Origin of the sequence: Rufibacter radiotolerans (assembly GCF_001078055.1) — a bacterium.
GTDB lineage: Bacteria > Bacteroidota > Bacteroidia > Cytophagales > Hymenobacteraceae > Nibribacter > Nibribacter radiotolerans.
Genome location: NZ_CP010777.1, coordinates 157,102 through 178,510, shown reverse-complemented (window position 1 = coordinate 178,510; position 21,409 = coordinate 157,102). Strand labels below are relative to the sequence as shown.

Genomic DNA, 21,409 nt, shown 5'->3' with positions numbered 1-21,409 from the left:
TTTCAAGGTGGTTAATTCTTCTAATTAAAAGCTAAGATCTAAGCCAAATGTAAATTGACGGGTTGTAGGGTAGCTGTAAAGGCTATACTGGCCAGGGATAAATAAACCTGATTCCGCGCTACCGGTTCCCACTTCTGGATCACCAAAGTAATTAGGAATATAGGTCAATAGGTTTTGCCCTTGTACATATACTCTAAGACTCTTAACCTTTATCTTATTAATCAGGCTTGCAGGCACAGTGTACCCTAAGGTCACGTTGCGTAGGCGCAGGAAAGAAGCATCTTGCAAATACTGGTCTGTGGTTCTGGTGGTATTAGAAGCAGAGGCCTTTGGCAAAAATGTATTATCGCCTGGCTGTCTCCAGTAGTTAAAGGCATCTGTGCTTAAGTTCTGCGCACGTGATGGTCCCCAGGAAACCAAGGTGGCCATTATACCATTATAGGTATATCCGCCTACGGTATAGTTTACCTGGGCAGAAAGGTCAACGCCTTTATATTTCAGGCTGGTTCCAAAACCACCATAGTAGTCTGGATTGCTGCTTTTGCCATCAAGAACTACCGCATCAGAAGCTAAATACGTTTTAGTGATTTCACCATTTTTATTGTAAAACTGCGCCTCACCTGTTGCTGGATCTACTCCTGCCCAACGTACTAATTTGAAGGTACTGTAAGCATGGCCTGGTCTGTAAACGTTAATACCAGTATTGGCATCCACAATCTCCTCCTGCCCTTCATTCAACTCCTCTACTCTGTTTCTGTTATAGGTAATATTACCATTGAAAGACCAGGTAAAGTCTGCAGTGCGAAGAATGTCTACATTCAAGGATGCTTCTAAACCTTTATTTGAAATTGCTCCAATGTTTCTGGTTACTGAGGCAAATCCGGTAGTTCTGGATACTGGCTGGTCTAAGAGCAGGTCATCTGTGTATTCATTATAATAATCTAAGCTAAGCGCCACTCTGGATTTGAAGAACTCCATGTCCAAACCCACGTTTCTTTTCAGCTTTGACTCCCATGTTAAGTCTGGGTTGGCAATCTGACTAGGGAAGCTGGTTAAGGCCCCACCGTATCTTCCAAAGGAATACAACCCTAAAGACTGGTAGTTAGAGATACCGCTAAAGTTACCAACGGTTCCTATAGACGCTCTCAATTTCAAAAGGGTCAACCAATCATACCCTTGCAAAAAGCTTTCCTGAGACATTAACCAAGAGGCACTGGTTGACCAGAAAGTACCGTATTTATTGTTTTCACCAAATCTGGAAGAGCCGTCTCTCCTGATACTACCAGTCAGGAAATACCTTCTTTGGAAATTATATTCCGCGCTACCTGCCAGAGAATACAATGTCCAGATAGATTTAGAGGTAGTATTATTGCCCAGGTTAGAGGCTCCATTATCCTGCGTAGTTAAATCAGCACTGGCGAAACCTTTCTTCTGCAAAGAATAGCTACTGAAATCACTTTTCTGGAATTCCTGAAGCGCCATTACCCCAATATTATGGTCTTGGGCAAGCGAGAAATCATATCTGGCCTGGTTTGTCCAGCTATAATAGAATTCTTTGGATCCATTATCAGTCTTAGAGCCAGGAGCGGCCGGGTCTCCTACAATAGGATCAAGCGCGCCACCTGGTTGAGAAAACGATTCTCTTGTATAGTCTCTTAAAGTAAGACCAATTCTTGACGTTAAATGCAAGCCATCAATAGGATGAACATCTACGTTAAATGCATTCAGGCCGGTAAGGTTCTTCTGCAATTCAGGCTCTGTTTGCATGTATTGAATAATGTTTACCCCCTGATGGGTAGGGTTGTAGGTACCATTGGCGTTGAAAACCGGCTCATATGGATTGTACACATACATGGCCCGGAAAGGGTTTTGAACGTTGTTCCTGTCCCTGGTTTCATTAGACTTGGTATGCCCAATGTTTAATGAGTTGCCTACAGTTAGCCAAGGTTTAATTTCAGTACTGATATTTAAGGTGCTGGAATAACGGTTAAACTCGTTCCCGATCACAATACCCTCCTGATCAAATTTCTGCAAAGAGAAATAGTAGCTGGTCTTCCCGGTGCTTCCTCCAAAAGACAATTCATGCTGTTGAATTTTGCCGTCTTGGAGAATATCATCCTGCCAATCATGGTCCTGGGCAGCAATTACGCCCCAAACAGTTTCACGTTGGGCCGGAGTTAAACTAGTGATAGTGGTACCAACCGGATAAGTGCCTCTGTTTGCCGCGAAGTAAGTGTTTATGTAAGGATTGGTAAAGCCTAAATCATACTCATACTGTAACTTCTGAGCAGAATTCATCATATCAAAATTATCAGGTGTCTTTCTATTAACCCCTGTTTGAAAACGATAGGTAAGCGTTCCTTCAGACTTAGCGCCACTCTTAGTGGTGATCACCACTACCCCATTTGAACCTCTGGCTCCATAAATGGACGCTGCCGCAGCATCTTTCAGTACAGATATGCTTTCAATATCATTGGCGTTAATAGAGTTAAAGAACTGATCTCTCATGTTATCAGGGATCTGCACGTTGTTCACCACCAACAAAGGCTGGTTACCGGCATTGATAGAACCTGTTCCCCTGATCCGGATGTAGGCGTTAGCGCCAGGCTTACCGTTTGCTGCGGTAACCTGTACCCCTGCCGCTCTACCTTGCAACAATTGGTCAACAGAAGGAACCGGCTTAGACTCAATCTCTTTGGCACCTACCACGGCAACCGAGGAAGATAAATCTTCTCTGGTCTTGGTGCCATAACCTACCACCACTACCTCATTGATAGTTTCAGTATTCTGCCCCAGTTTAACGTCTACTACAGATTTACTTCCAATATTAATTTCCTGGTTAGAATAACCCAGGAAAGAGAAAACTAAAGTTCCGCCCGCATTGGGGACATTGATCGAATAGGCACCGTTTACATCCGTTGGAGCGGCGGTGCTGGTTCCTTTGAGCTGGACTGTCACCCCGGGCATTCCCTCGCCGGTTGATGCATCCGTCACTCGTCCTGTTACAGTCCGTGTCTGCGCCCACACTTGCGTAACAAGTGCCAGCATCAGAACGAAGCTGAAAAGTAAAGCTTTCTTCATGTGGTTTGGTTGTTTGTTAAGTAGGTTTTTCTTATTACCAAATTAACTTAATGCAAAGACATTAACAAATCATTACTACTTAAAACTTTGTTGTTACCTGCACTTTATCATTGTTACTTAGTAGAATTTTAACAATACCATTAAGTTCTAGATCTTGCCTCACAGGCATTGGAGGATTCAATTCCATTTTAATGAAAGCCTAATAAGGGAAGCAATTGAAACTTATATCTTACAGCTAGTGACATTTCCTTATTTTAAGATTCCCTTTTTAGATATTTCCAAACCATTACGAAAAACTGTTTTAAGCCTGTTTTTCTAAAAACAGGCTTAAAACAGGAAGAAATATCCCCTTAAAGTGCTACAGTAAGACATAAAAAAAAGCCTGCTTTGTAAAGCAGGCTTTTTTTTATGTCTTACTGTAGCAGAACCCTAGTAGTTAGGGTTTTGCTGCTTTGCTAAAACCGGATTAGCAGATGTCTCTGAGGCTGGAAGCGGCCATACGAATCTAAAATCATCATACGGCAGGGCTGCCACAGCAAATGCACCGGCTCTTACAGTCCCGCTTGCCGCCACATAGTCAGAAGGCAAAGTGTTTCCTTTAGTTACTTTAGCAGGAATACCTTTGTATACATATAATCCTTCTACTGCCAGACGGTGAATATCTTTCCATCTTAGCCCTTCAGCCAGGAACTCAATTCTGCGCTCATTCACAATAGCCTGAATTAATTCCTGTGGAGTACCTGCAGTAAACACTTCTGTAGTAGACCTACCTCTTACAGCGTTCAACAGGGCAATAGCTTTAGGCGTGGCACCAGCGGTACGGGCAATAGCCTCAGACATGTTTAACAATACTTCAGCATATCTAATGATAGGTGTATTATCGCCCCATGTTACTTTATCACCATTGTATTTGGTGGTATACCTAAAATTATTGGTGCTTACATCTGTCAACAAAGTTCTTCTTTTGTCAGCCACCGGCCAAAAGCTTTGATTCCAGATAACTGGGCTAATTGCAACCAGGGCACGGTTAGGCGCCGAACCATACATTTGCGGTAAGGCACCGTTGGTAGAAGAGTTGTCAGTAGCAGAATTAAGCATAGAGAAGATAGACTCCGTGTTATTCTTGTTTCCTGCTCCAAATGGCCCTGTAGGCTCTGCGGTCAATCTATATCCGCCAATTGGGCTGGTAAATGGCGGCACATCTCCTGACACAATTTTGGTAGCCTCCGTGATTACACCAGTATAATCACGTTTATGCAATAATACTCTGGTTTTAAGGGCAATGGCAGCTCCTTTAGTCACTTTAGTAATCTGGAAAGTGGCTCTGGTGGCTGGCAAAGTAGTTTCTGCAGTATTTAAATCCATTAAGATTTGATCATATACCTGCTTTACAGAGTTACGTCCCTGGGTTTTCGCTTCATCTACACGGGCCGGGGTGTTAACAGCCGTAATTCTCACAGGAACCCCAAGGTGAGAAGCATCAGCCGTGTGGTTATATGGACGCGCAAAATGGGTTATCAACTCATGGTGTGCCAACGCTCTCAGGAAAAGGCATTCTGCCACGTACTCATCTGCCACCTGCTTGGTGATTACACCGGCAGTGGCGGCACCTTGCACTCCCTCTATGGTAACGTTTGCTTTGTTGATAAGCGCGTACAGGGTTTCCCACATGTACTGGTTGTTGGCAGTAGAGGCATTATAAAGGTTCTCATAGGTGATCTGGTAGAATGCTTCCATGTTCAGCATATCTTCCCCCCGTGTATCACCCTGCTCTACATTTGCTGCCCCAAAAGGATATCCTCTTACGGCGCCACCTAAATAGAAACCACTTTGGGCCGCATCATACACCCCATTCATGGCCAACTGAATTCTGGCCGCTGATTCAAAAGCGCCTAATTCAGTTACCCTGTCAGGAGCATTGAGCTCCATCACTTCTTCCTCACATGAGGTCATCATGAATGACAGTGAAAATAAAGGAGCTACTAACGCTACTTTCACCACATTCTTTATAAACTGATTTTTCATTTTGAAAAATTTAAATCTTAAAAAATTAAAACCCAAGGTTTACACCAAAAGAGAACACTCTCTGCTGAGGGTTGGTATTGTAATCAACACCAATAGAAGAAGACATTTCAGGGTCTAAGCCTTTATAACCAGAGATGGTCAATGCATTCTGGAGCTGGGCAAATACTCTTACTCTCTCAATCTTGTATTTCTCAGTGAAGGTTTTAGGAACTGTATACCCCAGGGTAATATTGCTCAACTTCAGGAAATCACCGCTTTCCACAAATCTGGAAGAAGCTTCGTTCTCAGTGTTGATGATGCCAGATCTACCTTGTCTGATTCTTGGAGTCTGACCATCACCAGGCTTCTCCACACTTTGCCATCTGCCCAAGATCTCAGTACCGTTGTTCTCAAACAACATAGTCAACAGGTCCTGACGGGTACGGTTCATGATGTAGTTACCGCCAGAGAACCGGAAGAACACATTCATATCAAAACCAGCGTACTTAAAGTTATTGTCAAAACCACCAAACCAGGATGGCAAGGCGCTTCCCAAAATCACTTTATCACCGGCGCTCAAAGAAGAGGTTTTAGAAACATCTGTTGGAGCATTTGGATTGTACACTTTGTAAGAGTTGCTGTTAATGTCACCCTGCACAAAAGAACCATCAGCTTTTCTGTAGATAGGATTACCATTGGCCATGTTCACCCCTTCGTATTGGTACCCATAGATAGAGTTGAATGACTCCCCTACTCTGATGATGTTATATGCGCCAATAATGTCTTGTCCCTCTACCAACTCTTTCACCTCATTGTTCTGGGTAGAGAAGTTCACACTTGAGTTCCAGGTAAACTTGTCACCTTCAATCACATTTCCGCTTAAAGAGAACTCTAAACCATCATTCACCATTCTACCAATATTTCTGTAGATAAGGTTGTTAGGCACGCCCAGTGAAGGAGGAGTTGGAGCACCTAAAACAATGTCATCATTGTCTTTTTTCCAGTAGGCAAACTCAAAGTTCACGCGGCCATTCAAAAAGCCCAGGTCTAAACCAACGTCAGTGATCTTCTGCGTTTCCCATCTTAATAGTGGGTTACCAGTGTTGCTGAAGGCAATGCCACTTTCACCACCGTATTGTACAGAACCATAGCTACCCAGGTAACCATAATTACCACTCACAATACCGCTGTTCCCTACTTCAGCGTAGCTACCTCTAATTCTAACATCACTCACGTAGTTTACAATACCAGTTCCTTTGAAGAAGTCTTCTTCAGAGATTCTCCAGGCCGCCGAAACCCCAGGGAAATAACCCCAGCGGTTTTCAGGAGATAATTTAGAAAGACCATCTGCTCTGATAGAAGCTCCTAAGTAGTACTTACCTCTGAAGTTATAGTTTACACGGGCTAAGTAAGAAGCTAAACCGTTTTCTTCCAGGTCACCAAAGATCTGCTGGGTAGTCAAGGTTCCGGACTGAATGTTCTGGTTGAAGAATCTGTCTGACAAAGTAGTTCCTGAAGCCTGGATGAAAGAAGAGCGGCTCTTGGTATATTCAGCTACCAATGTTGCATCAAAATTGTGAGCATCATTGAAAGACTTGTTGTAAGACAAAATGTTCTGCCAGTTCCAGGTATAGAACGGGCTATAGGCCTGAGACAAGGTGCCTCCGGAAGAAAGACCGTCACCATGGCGTGGGTCAGTGTAGTTAAAATCCTCTACTATACTGAAGTCTGTACCAATTAACGTCTTAAAGGTAAGGTTATCAACAATGTTTGCGCTCAAAGAAGTATTCCCTACAAAACGGTAGGACTTTCCTTTTCTGAGGTTGTTCTCCAACACAAACATCTGGTTTGGAATACCATTGGCGATAGTGATAGTATTTGCACCTCTACCTAGTGAACTACGGGTAGTTGCGTCTACATTGTACCCGGTTGGGTCATTGGGGTTGTAAACCGCTACGTTAGGCAACATACGGATAACCGCAAATGTATTACCAGACAAGCTGTTAGTGCCCACCAATGGGCCTAAGTTTTCCTGATGGGTAAGACCAGCCTGTACATCCCAGGTAAGTCTGTTGGTTACTTTCTGGTTCAGGTTGGCTCTCAATGAATAACGTGACAAGCTGTTCGCGATAGCAATACCTTCCTGGTCGCTGTAACCTAAAGACACATAGTATTTGGTTCTTTCTGTACCTGCACTGGCAGAAATGGTGTGGCTTTGCTGGAAGGCTGTTCTATATACATAGTCATTCCAGTTAGTGTTGGTACCATCAAATACCGCTGGCAAAGAAGTAGCCCCTGCGTTTCTGTATTTCTCATTCTGGATTTCAACAAATTGCTCAGCGTTCAACAAGTCATGCAACTCTGTAGCCTGAGAATATCCGGCCCAGCCGTCATAGTTGAATTTAGCTTGGCCTTGCTTTCCTTGTTTGGTAGTAATAAGAATAACCCCATTAGAAGCGCGTGAGCCATAGATAGCGGTAGCGGCACCGTCTTTCAGAATCTCATAAGACTCAATGTCATTAGGGTTGATGTCTGCCAGGGCGTTCACGCTGGTAAAAGCACCCACGTTACCAGAAGAAGCAGGCACCCCGTCAATCACGATCAACGGAGAGTTGTTTCCTGAGATAGAGTTCACCCCTCTGATTCTGATGGTTGGAGGAGCGCCCAGGATACCGGAAGGCTGCTGAACCACTACCCCTGCCGCACGGCCAGACAATTGCTGGTCAAAGCTAGGAGTAGCCAGGTTGGCAATTTCCTCGCCTTTCACCTGGGAAATGGAGCTGGTCACATCTCTCTTCAGTTGGGTACCATAGCCCACTACCACTACTTCGCTTAACGCCTGTTGGTCTGTTACCAATCTTACATTAATGCTAGTACGGCTTCCTACCCCAATTTCCTGAGGGGTATACCCTATAAAGGTAAAAATCAAAATACCGCCCGAAGCCGGCACATTAATAGAGTAACCACCGTTTACATCCGTTGGAGCGGCAATGGTGGTACCTTTGAGTTGGACTGTCACCCCGGGCATTCCCTCGCCGGTTGATGCATCCGTCACTCGTCCTGTTACAGTCCGTTCCTGAGCCCACACTTGCGTTACAAGTGCCAGCATCAGAACGAAGCTTAAGAGTAAAGTTTTCTTCATTTGTTTGTTTGTATAGGTTTAGGATTAAGTATCCAAAGTAGTAAAGTATAGATGATTACCAAAACTTATATATTAAGTTTTTCCTAGATATTCCGGCCACCCTAATTCCAATTCTTCAAATAACTTCTACCCTAGCTTCCAGTGGGCTTTCTTTGTTGGGCAAAAAAATAGCCGGCCTCTCTAGAGAGGCCGGCTATTTATAGAACGCGTAAGGAAAATGCTTACCCTTTTAAGTACACTATCATACAGTGGAGCAAACAGAGAGAAGATTTACTCCATTGCCATGAGCTTCTTTTGAAAAAGGTGCTATTAATAAAAACCTATACCAATGCCGGCGGTGGCAGTGGGGTATTTGGCAATTGTGTATTCCCCGTAGAGAGAAAGAACAGCTAATTTCAACCGCAGCCCCCCAGTAGCTCCCCATTGGCTGTCCTGCATGTTCAGCATGATGGGGTTAGTGATGTCTTCAATGTATTTGTTGTTAGGCAGCGTGGTCTTATAGGCCAAAACCGGGTATCTGCCTTCCAGATTTAAATCTGTCTCTACGTTACTGTACCGTACCCCGGCGTAGACGTTGAGTATGCCCAGGGTTTTAGAGGCAATCAGACTGGTGGTCCAAGCTTTGGTAGTGAGCTTAACGGCTTGTCCGCTGTAGTAAGAAGGGTCTAATTGCTGAGAGGTAGCATAGGAACGGTCTTCCTCGGCTACCTGCACGTCTATGCCTGTGTAGGAGCTTTTCAGGTTGGTATACCCGCCAGTGAGGGCAATATCAAATCCTTCTACCTCATTAATGACAGGTATCCATTGCTTGAGCCCATGCTTGGCACCCACACCCCAGAGTTCTCCCTCAAAATCATCGTATTTCACCTTAGGCGAAAACCTAACGGCTACCTCTGTATTGGCTACCAGACCCAGGCTCACCTGCGCCATGGGCACCGGTAACAGATCATAGCCAGAGCCTTGCGGGGAGTTGAACCGGGCTATTTCTTCCTGTTGCTTGGTAGTAGGATTTGTGGCGAAAAGCCTGAGCTCTGGCCCATCTGCAGCTTCCCCAAAAATGGTGGGGGCAATGGTAGACCTGCTTCCATCAAATTTCACGTTGGAGCTCAAACCCAAGGTAGCCAGGTCAAACGTTTTGTCTTCATCAGGGGCGAAGGAAGCGGTGGCAAAGACCCGTATATCAAACCGGCCCAGTTTCAGGGCCTGCCCCGAATTAAACCAACCTCCGTTTAGCCCGTGCCCAAAAGCCTTGCTGGCGGGCTCAGCATACGCCCTTATTAATTTGTTCGCGTCTGCTTTTCCTGCCCGTATAAAATCACCTACCTCTTCCTGGGCATGGGCCGCCGATCCCGTTAGGCAAGAAACCAGCAGAAAAAGAGCAAAAAAGGAAACTTTAAAAGTATTTTTTTTCATTTGCAACCTGTCTTTGTTAAATAAATTATTGTCTGTCTTATACTTCACAGGCTGCGAACTTCCCCATTAATCAACAATATTCAAAGGTACAGGTAGTACATTACTTAGTAATAAGTAGTTATTTTTAAGAATACCCTATAGAAAAAGAGAAATCAGCCTTTACTTAAAAGTATCATAGGCGAACTTGAGGATAATACCTGTCACCACCACCAGGAAAAGCTTCCGCACAAAGCCAGAGCCTTTCACCAGCGCAATACGCGTGCCCACCACGGAGCCCAACACACTACTAACGGCCATGGGAATGCCAATATGGTAGAGAATATACCCCTTGTAGCCAAAGTACAGCAGCGCCGACAGGTTAGTAGCCACGTTCACCACTTTGGCAGAGGCAGAGGCCGTCAGGAAATTGAACCCGAAGATGCCCACAAAGATGAAGATGAGAAAAGAGCCTGTACCGGGCCCAAAGAACCCATCATAGAACCCAATCACCATGCCCACTCCTACCCCGTACCAGATTTCCTTGTTGGCTGCCAGGCGAGGCGCATGAATGGCCCCGAAGTCTTTCCGGATGAAGGTGTACACGGCCACTGAGATAAGCAGCACCAGAATAAGCGGGCGCAAGAGGGCGGTGTCAAAGTGGCTCAACGCGCGGGCGCCCAGAAAAGAGAAGACAAAGGCGGTGATAGCAGCCGGCAGGAGCGCATGCCAGTTTATCTCCACGTTTCTGGCGTAGCGCCACATAGATACAGACGTTCCCGCAATGCTGGAAAGCTTACCCGTACCAAACACCATGGGGACCTGCACGTGCGGCAAGAACACAAACAGCGCCGGCAACTGAATAAGCCCGCCACCTCCTACTACAGAATCAATCAGGCCCGCCAGAAAGGCGAACAGGCACAGGTACACAATCTCCAACGTCTCAAGGTTAGGCCGGGCTGGCGGCGGATGAAACCGCAAATATTCTTAAAATGTACCGGCTAATCAAAGAGGCATTTAGTGAAATTACGTTTGGGGCCCGTTTTCCGGAAAACAGGTCAAAAACGCCCACCCACCACGGCGGTTTCCTTGAGCACTTCGCGGTGCCCCTGCAGATTGAAAAGCTCAACCAGCACTACGTAATACCCCACGGCCGCCTTGCTGCCCGCATCAGTGAGGCCGTCCCACTGCAGCACGCTTTCCGCACCCAGCAGGGTATTGGCCGAAAGCCTACGGATGTGGCGGCCCTGGGCGTCAAAAATAGTGACCGTAGCCACAAAACCCGGCTGCGGCAGCCGGAACTCTAACAACAGGACATCACTTACCCCATCGCCGTCGGGCGTGATGGTTTTGGGGTTCAGGGTCAGTTTCCCGCTGGATGCCTTGCCTTCCTGGCTCTGGGAATTCACATACCCGGGCGTGGCCTGCACTACCGTGGCCGCAGAATGGAAATTGGCCGCCACCGACGGACCCGCCAGGTTAATCCGTTCCAGGGAGATACCCTCGGCATCTGAGAGCAGCTTAAAGTGCTGGCTGTTTTCATAGGCCACCTCATCCATGACTTCCTCATTAGGCAAGAGCAAGACCACATCTCCGGCCGCATCTGGGTACGCAGGCATAGTGGGCAGTTGCAGAAACTTTTCCCTTCTTCCCGCAGGGTACTCGCGTTGCAGCTTTTCTGCGTCTGAGGTAAACACCAGGTACTCTCCGGGGGCCAGCAGGAAGGATTGATTGGTGATCACCTTTCGGTTGGCTATCTGACCGTCGGCGCGGTTGGCCAGTTTCCAGCCTTGCAGGTTAAGGTACCGCGGTGACCGGTTCACTACTTCCACAAAGTCCACCCCGTCGGTACGCGGGTTAAACAGAATCTCATTGATGACCACATCACCTTTCTGTGGAGCCGCCGGCAACAAAACCGTCTGTTGCTGGCTACCCGCCACGTTACCAGCACAATCTCTTATGCCTTGTACGGTCACCGCATACCGCTCATTTTCTTTCAAGGCTGAGGATAATGTTACTTCCACCTCCGTAAGGTAAGGCCCCAATACCTGCACGTGACGGACGCCCAAACCCAACCCAATGGTATAATGGCTAAGAATTACGGCATTGGTGCTGTCCAGCGCCTCATTAAATCGGAGCAGGATCTTGTCTGGGGCGGTGGCCACTAGTTGCTGCAACACGGGCGGCTCACGGTCTTCGCGTTGCACCGAATTGACGGTGCCCGGCGTTCCGCCCCGCGGGTCCTCTGAGGCCTTCCACTGCGAGGCCCCGGTGCAGCTGCTTTCCACGCTCAGGCGTTCCAGAGACCAACCTCCGTCTTTCTTCGTGACGTTTTGGTACCAGGCGGTGGTGTAGCGCACAAAATCTATCAATTGGCCGGTGGCGTTGAAAAGCTCCACGTCATCTCCGGCATCATTAAGTGACGGGAATGAGGCCAGCCCCAGCACCGGGCCAAATGATTTATACAGCGCCGTGTCTGCCGCCGCGCAGACAATCACGTAGGCACCGGGTCGCAACAGGTACGCGGGAAACACGCCCATGGAAGCGGTGGCATCTGAGTAGGTCCAGCCCTGGAGGTTAAAGGTCTTTTCACTGCGGTTGTAGAGTTCAATAAATTCAGCAGCGGGTAAATCCTGCAAGGGGTTAAAATCGGCGTAGATTTCCGTGACCCAGACGTCACCGGGTTGGGCCACCGGAGCATAGATAAAACTCGCGGAAAGGTTCTGGGCCACATTTCCGGCCGCATCGGTGGCGCGCTGCACTTCTATGCGGTTGGTGCCCGTTTCAAAATCCTGGCTAAACTGCAATCGTACCTGCTCCGGTTTAGCGGCACTCCAATCGGCGGTAAAGGGTACCTTGTTCCCGTTTAGTTTGTAATTGGCAGGATTGGAGGCCTCCGTAGATAAGACAGGTTCTGAGAATACAAGGTCTATGGTGCGGGCACCAGTCACGGTGGCGCTCACCAGGCTGGGGGCTCCAATGTCTTTAATGGTGAAGTCATCCAGGTAGAAGCGCTGGGCATTGGCTTGGGAGTACCGGAACAACACACCCGCAAAGGCAGAAGTGGTATAGCGCGCCTCCTGCACCGTGCCAATGCTTATGTAATTCTGCCGGGTGCCGGTCACGTCTATCTCCAGAATCCAGTCAAAGGTGGCGGTGCGGGTCACCCGTACCCATAGTTTATTGTCAGAGGCGGCGATGGTTTTGTCGGGCCCGTTGATGATGCGGGTAGCGGTGGTGCCGTCTTTTCGGTAGAGACTTACTTCGTCTTCGGTGCCACCCATGCGCACAAAGTAGCCGCGCAGGGCGCCTTTCAGGTCAGGGGCGTCTGCCGTTAGGTGCACTTCGGCGTAATTACCTGAGGAGGTGGCGAAGGCCAATTGGGCGTAGAACTCCCACTGGGTTCCGACGGCCAAAGTGTTGGCGGTAGCTAAATGGATGGTAGTGCCGGTTACGGCAGGCCCGCGGCTTTGCAACTGGCGGGCGGCATTGACCTGGAAATAGTCTGCGTCCCCTACCCAGGTGGGGTTCTGAGTGAAGTCACCGTCTGAGAACGACTCCTGAAGTTGGGCCCTGGCCCCACAAAAAGCCACCTGCCAGAGTAGAATTACCAGAAAGAATTGCCGCATCTTGAACCTGTACTTTAATTATCTGGAAAAGTTGGCGTATTTTGCGGCTGGCTATGAGCGTTTTGCGCCTGATTTCCAGAAAACAAGCCCAAAACGCAACTAGCTTTTATCTCTAGAGGAAGCCATCTTTTACTGTTCTTCCTTCGGAATTTTTAAATCAATTTACACACCCTTACATGAAAGTAGCTGTAGTAGGCGCCACCGGCCTAGTGGGTGGCGAAATGCTGAAGGTCCTGGCGGAGCGTAACTTCCCGGTAGACGAATTATTATTGGTAGCCTCTGAGCGGTCTGTAGGCCAGAAGATGACCTTTAAGGGCAAGGAGTACACCGTCATTGGCATGGACGACGCCATTGCCCAGAAACCCCAGATCGCCATTTTCTCTGCCGGCGGAAGCGTGAGCAAGGAAATGGCCCCTAAGTTTGCCGCCGCGGGCACTACCGTGGTAGACAACTCCTCGGCCTGGCGCATGGACCCCAGCAAAAAGCTGGTGGTACCGGAGATCAACGCCCCGGAACTGACCCCTGAAGACAAGATCATTGCCAACCCCAACTGTTCTACCATACAGATGGTCGTGGCCCTGAATCATTTGCATAAAGCGCTCAAGATTAAACGCATAGTGGTAAGCACGTACCAGTCTGTGACCGGTACCGGCAAGAAAGCCGTGGACCAGCTCATGAACGAGCGCGCCGGCATAGAAGGTGAGAAAGCCTACGCTTATCCCATTGACCTGAACGTGATCCCGCACATTGACGTGTTTGAGGAAAACGGCTACACCAAGGAGGAAATGAAGATGGTGAACGAGACCAAGAAGATCCTGGGCGACGACTCCATCAAAGTAACCGCTACGGCGGTGCGTATTCCGGTGATGGGTGGCCACTCAGAGTCTGTAAACGTGGAGTTTGAGAAAGACTTCACCCTGGAAGAAGTGTACCGCCTGCTGCAGGAAACCCCTGGCGTAGTGGTGGTAGATGACACCGCCAACCTGAAATATCCTATGCCGATGGATGCCCACGGCAAAGACGAGGTACTGGTAGGCCGCATCAGACGCGATGAAACCCAGCCCAACACCATCAATATTTGGGTAGTAGCCGATAACCTTAGAAAAGGAGCCGCCACCAACGCCGTTCAGATTGCCGAGTACCTGGTAGCGCACAAACTGGTGTAACAACAATCATTTCATAGTAGAAAGGCCACCTCTGCAGGTGGCCTTTCTTGTTTTATAGGGCCACGTTCAATTCTTTCAGATTCTTGCCAATTATAATTTGCTTGGTAATAGTGAGCAAGCCTAAATCGTTTCAAGGTGTTTTGGCCAAAACAGGCCCAAAACACCTAGTTTATCAAATTATAGTGCGCTCAGGGATTATTTACCCTGTATGACAGGATTAAAATGCCATCCAGATGTAGGTTGGACCCTTAAGTATTGCCAAAGCGAGGGTTTAAAGTAGCTACGTAGAAGGGCGTTTTAGACTTGTTTTCAGGAAACTGGGCTCTAAACGGGACATCCTCCATTCAACGCAGACTCCCCCTTGAGGGGAGAGTCTTTTTTACAGCCACTCCTGGTGATTTCTGAGAGAAATCACCAGAAAACAGAATTCCCTGGCACACATTGATTTATTAGCAAAGAAAGGCATTACCTCAAAGGGACATTAACAAAAAAGCCTCCTCTTACAGCAAGAGGAGGCTTTGGTTATATGCTTTGTAGATATACACTAAAAGTTATCACAGCTGGCACCGCTTCTACTTTTTCAGCTATCCTTTCCAGCGGTTATTGATACTGAATATACAAAGGCTTAGGGTTCAGCGCCAGAATGCCTTCTGGGGAGTAAAGTTTCCAGCCGGGCTTTTTGGTGTCATTGTGGTAGAAAAGCTTGAAGCCGGTGTACTGCACAAACTCCTTTTTAATATAGTCATTATAGGTACTTTTCTTCAGGACGCGGTCACCCCAGCCATCCATGTGCATGACAAACTGCACGTTAGGCCTAAGCTGGATGTTTTTATAGTTGGTGACCATGCGTTGGGTAAAGCGATGTATCACCAAAATCTTTGGAGGCAGGTTATACTTTACGGCCATCTCGTTCAGGAAGGAGGTGGCGTAGTTGATCTCAGCGGCATCCAGGGTACCTACCCTACGGCCCGGGATGGCGCCGTTTTTCATGGCAAACTCAGGGTCAATGCCCAGGTGCACCTGCGGTAATTTCAGCCATTTCTCCAGCCTTGGAATCTCTTCCTGCACGGTGCTCTGCCCAATCTGGATATCCAGGAACACAATGGCATTCCGCCGGGCGGCCCAGGAGATGACAGAATCGGCGACGTGGTCACTCATGCGCAGGCGGTACTTGCCGCCTTTGCCCGGACTGCCCTGGGCGGTTACTACAATCACGTGCAGAGCCGGCTGTGCGGGAGTATTGGGGTCGGCCGCGTTCCAGGCTTTCACCTCTTCGTCAAGTTTGGACAGCATTTTGGATGGGGCATACTCGCCCAGGACACCCATGCGCTTGGAAAGCGGGTTGCCGTAGTAGGCAATAATGCGTTTATGGGGGAGAATGGCGCCCGGTTTCTGGGCGGCCTCGTCTCTTACCACGAATTTGGTGGCCGCGGGGGCAGTTGCCGCGCTTGAGTCTGCTTTAGGGGCTACCGTGGCTGTTTTGGCGGAATCTACGGGTGCTTTGGTGGTATCAGGGGCCTGTACGGTCTCTGGATGGGGGGCAGCCTGTACGCCACCGGTTTCATTTTTGCCTGCGTCTGAGCTGCAACCAGCTAACAGGACCACACTCCACAAACCTAAGGCCGGAAGGCCAAGCTTGCTTCTCCTCATTATATCTTTCATCATATTGTAATAATCTGGCACGTTCTGCGCCTGGGTCTCATTTAAGGTCAGGAAGATAAGTCTTTTTACGCGCTAACCCATAAGACAAGCCTAAAAAAGAAGCTTTAAAAACACAGGACAGGGCTTGCGTTCAGGCTCTGGTTTCGGCCGATTCTGCCGTCTGGCGCTTTGCCCGGCAAAAGCAGGCTGCGGGTGGCGCGTTAAAGTATCATTTACCGTTCCGCCCAAGGGCGAGCATTCTTTCAAAATAAAAGTAGATAGAGGCAGAAAGTCCTGCGTATACTATACCTTCACCAAAAAAGCTTCGCCTTTACCATGGAACAGATACACCGTGTTTTGTTGATTGACGACGACGATATCACCAATTACATGAACAAGCGCATCTTCACCAAAGCAGAGATGGCGCAGCAGATAGACGTGGTCACCGATGGCCAGATGGCCCTGGCATACCTGGCCAGCCCGCAACACCTGGAATCTCCCCTACCCCTGGACCTTATTCTGGTGGATATTAAAATGTCGGTAATGGACGGGTTTGACTTTCTGGACCGATACCAGCACCTGCCGCCCGAGCGCAAGGCGAAAAAGCTGTTTGTACTGTCTTCCTCGGCCAGCTTCTATGACCTGCACCGGCTCAAAGATTTCTCTGACGTAGACGGCCACCTCTCCAAACCGCTCACCCAAGCCGATGCCCAGCACCTGATCACCGAGAATTTCGGCACCCAGGAAGCGGGAGCAACCACCGCTCAGGAAGAAGAGGAAGATTTATAGGCGCATAATACCTGCTTTTAAGCACCACTAGCGCATAAACCAAGAGTTCCCGTTTTGGGGCTGTTTTTCTGAAAACAGCCCCAAAACGGGAACTCTGCATTGATAGAAGTTTAAAACTATTCTCTGGCTCGGCGCTCAGGCGCTCTCAACTGGAATTCCTGCTGGGTCTTGCTGCCATTGGCCTCTATCTCCACCACGTACTTACCGGGGCGCAAATAGAGCTGCTGGTTGGCCGATGGGGTCACTTTCACGGGTTCTCCGGTTTTGCGGCCTTCGTTCAAGGCTTGCTCATAGGCAGGCAGGTTCAGGGCATCTAGCGTCAAGTCATAGCCCACATAGTTGAGGCCGCGCTCGCTCTGGTCTTTCAGCTCTTTCAGTACCTGGCCTTTGTCCGTTTTTATTCTAATAGTGGTGGTGCCGGCGGCATTCACATAATAAGGAACCGTTAAGGTAGGGGTGAAAGGCTCATTCCAGGCGCCGAATTTCTGGCCCCAGCGGTCTGAGAACTGCGGCGCACTGATCTGGAACGCCTGTACCGGCTTCTTCTGCACGTCTGCGGTGAGCTGCTGCAAATGCGCCACATTGGCAACGTATAAAGAGCGCCCGTGCGTACCTACCACCAGGTCATTCTCGCGCGGATGGATCGCCAGGTCATGCACCGCCACCGACGGCAGGACATCACCACCCATCGCCTGGAACGTCTGCCCTTTGTCAAATGACACATACAGGCCGTTGTCTGAGCCCACATACAGCAAATTCGGGTTCTTAGGGTCTTCCTTTACCACGTTCAAGGGCTCTTTGGGCAGGTCCTTACCAATCTGCTTCCAGGTTTTGCCGTAGTCTTGTGACACATACAGGTAAGGCGTGAAATCATCCCAGCGGTAGCCGTTCAAAGTGGCGTACACGGTACCTTCGCTCTCAGAAGAGGCCGCCAGGCTGCTGATCCACATGTCTTTGGGCAGCTTGTCAGAGATTTTGGTCCAGGAGTAGCCGCCGTCTTTGCTTACGTGAATGAGCCCGTCATCTGAGCCGGTGTAGAGCAAGCCAAACCGTTTGGGAGATTCCTCAATGGTAGTCAAGGTGCCGTAGCCCACATCGCCCTTGCGGCCGCCTTGGGTCAGGTCTCCGGACAGGGCCTCCATGTTCTCGCCTTTGTTCAAGGAGCGGTGGAATTTGTTGGAGCCAAAGTACAGCACGTCCTGGTTGTGGCGCGATAGCAGAATGGGGCTTTCCCAGTTAAACCGGAGCGGGCGCTCGCCCAGCTGGTGCTTGGGTTGGATGGAAAGGCGCTGGCCGGTGGCTTTGTTCAGGCGGTAATACGCGCCGTACTGCGAGCCGGTGTACACGGTATTGTTATCACGGTAATCTACCTGCACCATCATGCCGTCTCCACCGCCCAGGCGCTGGTACGGGTAACGGCCGTTATCAGTCCAGGAGGAGCTGGCGGTATAGGTGCTGGGGCCGCCCCACACGCCATTGTCCTGCAGGCCGCCGTACACGTTGTAAGGCGTGGCCATGTCTACGGTCACGGAATAGAACTGCCCCACGGCCGGGGTATTGGCTTTGAACCAGCTCTTGCCGTCATCATAGGTGATGTTGATGCCGCCGTCGTTGCCGTTTACCAGGTGACCCGGACGGGTAGGGCTTACCCACAGATCCTGGTGGTCTGAGTGCACGTTGTCACCGCCAATCTCTTTCCAGGTTTTGCCCGCGTCTTCAGACTTAAGCAAAGGCACGCCCAGAATATAGACATGGTCAGGGTTTAAAGGAGACACCCTGATTACCCCAAAATAGTAACCATACGTGTAATACAGGTCATCAATATAACCGGCATGCGCCTTCTTCCAGCTTTTGCCGCCGTCGTCTGAGCGGTACACCTGCGCCCCGGTCACGGGGGTCTCAATCATCATGGAGTTGGCGTCTACCAAGAAGTCTGACAAGGCCACTGGCCGTATCTTCTCGGCGTTCACCATTTCTTTCACGGTCTTGGCCGTGTACTGCCGCGGGAAGTTGTTCTCTTCCAGGAACGTGTTCAAGGCGGCATCGTCCATCTTCAGGAAGTCTTCCTTCGTGAAGTCCTTGAACTGCTCCTTGCGCAGTTTGTTGCTGGCCGCCACGGCTGGTTTCACGTCTTTGCGCAGCTCCTGGTTATCTACGCTGGCGTAGATGATGTTGGGGTTCTGCGGGAAAATACTCAGGCCAATGCGACCTATGCCCTCCCCCGCAGGGAAACCGCTGGTGCCGCCGGTGACCTGCTGCCAAGTCTCGCCGCCGTTGGTGCTTTTATAGACACCCGAGGTATTGCCGCCTTCCACAAAATTCCAGGCGCGGCGCTCCCGGTGCCAGAGGCTGGCATATAGGTTGTTGGGGTTTGCCGGGTCAATGACCAGATCCACGGCGCCGGTATTGTCGTTGCCGCCTTTAAGCACATGCTTCCAGGTGGCGCCGCCGTCGGTGGTTTTGTAGATACCCCGTTCTTTGTTAGGTGAGTACAGGTGGCCCAAGACCGCTACCCAGGCGGTGTTGGGGTCTGTGGGGTGAATGGTTATACGGCCTATGTGGTGACTTTCGGGGAGGCCTTTGTACTGCCAAGTCTTGCCGCCGTCCTGGCTGCGGTACACGCCCACGCCCGAGTAGGAAGAGCGGCTGGAGTTGGCTTCGCCGGTGCCGGCCCAGATCACGTTGTTTTTCCAGTCCACGGACACGTCACCCAGCGTGATGACAGTCTCGCGGTTGAAGAGCGGCTCAAAGGAGATGCCGTTGTTGGTGGTGTGCCATAATCCGCCGGAGGCGTAAGCTACGTAGAAATTGGTAGGGTCTGCCGGGTTCACCTCTACGTCTACCACGCGGCCACTCATGACCGTGGGTCCAATGTTCCGGAAGGGCAGGTTGCCCACCAAAGAGTTTTTCTGGAGTTGCAGGCGCTGTTGATAACCCGCCAGGCGCTCTTTGGCGGACGTGGCATCTGGTTGCTTTTCTTTTTTCTGGGCCACGGCCGGAAGGCTCAAAAGCCCCAGTAACACCAGCGGGTATAACGGTTTGCGGAATCTGGATTGCACGGAGAAGTGAGTGTAATTTGGTGTAAGGTTGGGAACAGGTTAACTCTAGCCTTGAAAATAGAGGAAATTCATGAGTTAACGAAACAGCCGTTCGGTTTTGTCACAGCTGGCTAGCCTAAAACCTGCGGCCGGGCAAAAGAAAACCCGTTTCGGGGCTGTTTTATGAAAAACAGCCCCGAAACGGGTTTCAACTTTATACGCAATGTGGCTACTTACCTTAGAAAGAATTGGTGCTCCGGTATTTCTGCGTGTTGGCCGGCGATAAGCTCTCCGCGAATTGCACCAAGGCAGCACGGGTTAGCGTGGTTCGTTCAAACATACCCATGTGGCCTACGTGGCCCAGGAAATGAACGGTGCTATCTTCGGGCAGGTGGCACTGCTGCAGGGTAGCCTCCAGGGGCACGGCCGGGTCTTCTTTCCCGGCGATGAACAGAACCGGCACCTGAGATTTCTGCAGTACCGCGGTTCTATCCTGGCGGTCGCGCATGGCCTGCAAGCAGCCCACTACGGTAGCTTCCTTAGTGGCTTTTCCGATGTCCTGCATTTTCTTGATGGCTTCCTTACAGCTTTTCTGGTTGCTCTCAGCAAACAACGGGGCAATGAGCGTGTCCATGAGTTTCTGCACCCCGTTCTTCTCCACAAACTCAATGGTTTTGTTCCGGCTTTCCTTTTTCTCCTGGCTGTCTGGCAAGGCGCTGGAGTGGAATAGGCACAGGCCGTAGATCATCTCCGGGAACGCCTGGGCAAAAGCCAGCGCCACGTAGCCGCCCATGGAATGACCTACCAACAGACAGCTGTCAATGTCAAGCTTTTTGAGCGTTTCATGCACGTGCCGGGCCTGGCTTTCCATGGAAAAATCCTGGGGCACGGGGCTTTCGCCGTGGCCGGGCAGGTCTAAGCAGATAACGCGGAACTCGTGACCGAGGGGTTTGGTGAAGTCGGTCCAGAGGTCTTTGCTTTCACAGAAACCGTGTAGAAAAACAAGGGCAGGGCCAGAGCCGGTCTGGGTATAGGAAAGGGATGGATTGGTCATGGTATGGGTTGATTATGACCTGTTTTACGCAAAACAGGCCCAAAACAGCCAAGGCACTTTCGCTGCTGGACGCTACTGCGCCACCGCTTCATGCTCTCTCGCCGGGCCTTCAGTTAGGGCCTTGGTTCTTTTCTTTATGGTGCTTCTCCCCATCAAAAAGGTGATAAGGGCTATGAAAGGCGCCTTCTTATGCCATTGAATGTGCGTCACCAACTCCTGAAAAGACATCACCTCTCCGGCCCACAGCTTTTTCATTGGCACGTACATGTCTATCACAGTATAAATGGCCAGCGTGAGCAGGAAACACCCAAGGTATATCTTGATTTTCTCTTTCAGGGGTAAGGTTGGTGCAGGCATGAGCGGAAGCGTTCTTTTGCTGGAAGGTAGTCAATTTGTTTCAGAGCGAGGCAATTATCAGCGCACTCGCCGCTACAGCGGATCTTCCTGTTCTCATAAGGCTAACGCAGGAGGAAGCC

12 protein-coding genes are annotated in these 21,409 nt (G+C 49.7%); 2 read left to right on the top strand and 10 right to left on the bottom strand.

Annotation, left to right across the window (positions count from 1 at the left end; genetic code table 11):
- Positions 1–24: 24 nt before the first annotated feature.
- The 6 genes from TH63_RS00675 to TH63_RS00650 all read right to left on the bottom strand — a co-directional run bounded on the left by TH63_RS00675 (position 25) and on the right by TH63_RS00650 (position 13,245).
- Positions 25–3,081: a SusC/RagA family TonB-linked outer membrane protein gene (locus tag TH63_RS00675; RefSeq protein WP_076606376.1), complete on the bottom strand. Its 3,057-nt coding sequence runs from the start codon at positions 3,079–3,081 to the stop codon at positions 25–27.
- A 429-nt stretch (positions 3,082–3,510) separates the two neighbouring features.
- Positions 3,511–5,142, bottom strand: coding sequence for a RagB/SusD family nutrient uptake outer membrane protein (locus TH63_RS00670; RefSeq protein WP_231583522.1), 1,632 nt, complete (start codon positions 5,140–5,142; stop codon positions 3,511–3,513).
- Positions 5,132–8,194 (bottom strand): SusC/RagA family TonB-linked outer membrane protein, encoded by a 3,063-nt coding sequence (locus TH63_RS00665; RefSeq protein WP_231583521.1) that lies wholly within the window; start codon positions 8,192–8,194, stop codon positions 5,132–5,134. The genes TH63_RS00670 and TH63_RS00665 overlap by 11 nt, the downstream gene beginning before the upstream one ends.
- 342 nt (positions 8,195–8,536) lie before the next feature.
- On the bottom strand, positions 8,537–9,640 hold the full coding sequence (locus TH63_RS00660; protein WP_156180269.1) for a DUF6588 family protein: 1,104 nt from the start codon (positions 9,638–9,640) through the stop codon (positions 8,537–8,539).
- 159 nt (positions 9,641–9,799) lie between these two features.
- A complete protein-coding gene (locus tag TH63_RS00655) occupies positions 9,800–10,597 on the bottom strand; it encodes a sulfite exporter TauE/SafE family protein (RefSeq protein ID WP_231583520.1) in 798 nt (265 codons plus the stop codon).
- A 77-nt stretch (positions 10,598–10,674) separates the two neighbouring features.
- Complete coding sequence (locus TH63_RS00650) at positions 10,675–13,245, bottom strand: lamin tail domain-containing protein (RefSeq protein ID WP_048919221.1); 2,571 nt, start codon at positions 13,243–13,245, stop codon at positions 10,675–10,677.
- Positions 13,246–13,421: 176 nt separating this feature from the next.
- Here TH63_RS00650 and TH63_RS00645 point away from each other — a divergent pair, with 176 nt between their 5' ends.
- Positions 13,422–14,411 carry an aspartate-semialdehyde dehydrogenase gene (locus TH63_RS00645; RefSeq protein WP_048919220.1) on the top strand — a complete coding sequence of 330 codons (990 nt, stop codon included), beginning with the start codon at positions 13,422–13,424 and terminating at the stop codon, positions 14,409–14,411.
- 600 nt (positions 14,412–15,011) lie between these two features.
- On the opposite strand, the gene TH63_RS00640 is transcribed toward TH63_RS00645, so the two are convergent.
- On the bottom strand, positions 15,012–16,076 hold the full coding sequence (locus TH63_RS00640; protein WP_231583519.1) for a hypothetical protein: 1,065 nt from the start codon (positions 16,074–16,076) through the stop codon (positions 15,012–15,014).
- A gap of 312 nt (positions 16,077–16,388) precedes the next feature.
- Between TH63_RS00640 and TH63_RS00635 the strand changes: the two genes are divergently transcribed.
- Positions 16,389–16,841, top strand: a complete 453-nt coding sequence (locus TH63_RS00635) for a response regulator (protein ID WP_048919219.1) — start codon at positions 16,389–16,391, stop codon at positions 16,839–16,841.
- 116 nt (positions 16,842–16,957) lie between these two features.
- Here TH63_RS00635 and TH63_RS00630 read toward each other — a convergent pair whose 3' ends face one another.
- From TH63_RS00630 to TH63_RS00620, 3 genes are all read right to left on the bottom strand, one after another.
- Positions 16,958–19,900, bottom strand: a complete 2,943-nt coding sequence (locus TH63_RS00630) for a WD40/YVTN/BNR-like repeat-containing protein (RefSeq protein WP_053093713.1) — start codon at positions 19,898–19,900, stop codon at positions 16,958–16,960.
- A gap of 217 nt (positions 19,901–20,117) precedes the next feature.
- On the bottom strand, positions 20,118–20,933 hold the full coding sequence (locus tag TH63_RS00625; RefSeq protein WP_048919218.1) for an alpha/beta fold hydrolase: 816 nt from the start codon (positions 20,931–20,933) through the stop codon (positions 20,118–20,120).
- A 72-nt stretch (positions 20,934–21,005) separates the two neighbouring features.
- Positions 21,006–21,290, bottom strand: coding sequence for a hypothetical protein (locus TH63_RS00620; RefSeq protein WP_048919217.1), 285 nt, complete (start codon positions 21,288–21,290; stop codon positions 21,006–21,008).
- Between the last annotated feature and the right edge of the window lie 119 nt (positions 21,291–21,409).

Bases quoted from the DNA above. Each gene is read 5' to 3' on its own strand.
- TH63_RS00675 (WP_076606376.1), bottom strand. From the start codon at position 3,081: ATGAAGAAAGCTTTACTTTTCAGCTTCGTTCTGATGCTGGCACTTGTT.
- TH63_RS00665 (WP_231583521.1), bottom strand. From the start codon at position 8,194: ATGCTGGCACTTGTAACGCAAGTGTGGGCTCAGGAACGGACTGTAACA.
- TH63_RS00660 (WP_156180269.1), bottom strand. From the start codon at position 9,640: ATGAAAAAAAATACTTTTAAAGTTTCCTTTTTTGCTCTTTTTCTGCTG.
- TH63_RS00650 (WP_048919221.1), bottom strand. From the start codon at position 13,245: ATGCGGCAATTCTTTCTGGTAATTCTACTCTGGCAGGTGGCTTTTTGT.
- TH63_RS00645 (WP_048919220.1), top strand. From the start codon at position 13,422: ATGAAAGTAGCTGTAGTAGGCGCCACCGGCCTAGTGGGTGGCGAAATG.
- TH63_RS00640 (WP_231583519.1), bottom strand. From the start codon at position 16,076: ATGATGAAAGATATAATGAGGAGAAGCAAGCTTGGCCTTCCGGCCTTA.
- TH63_RS00635 (WP_048919219.1), top strand. From the start codon at position 16,389: ATGGAACAGATACACCGTGTTTTGTTGATTGACGACGACGATATCACC.
- TH63_RS00625 (WP_048919218.1), bottom strand. From the start codon at position 20,933: ATGACCAATCCATCCCTTTCCTATACCCAGACCGGCTCTGGCCCTGCC.
- TH63_RS00620 (WP_048919217.1), bottom strand. From the start codon at position 21,290: ATGCCTGCACCAACCTTACCCCTGAAAGAGAAAATCAAGATATACCTT.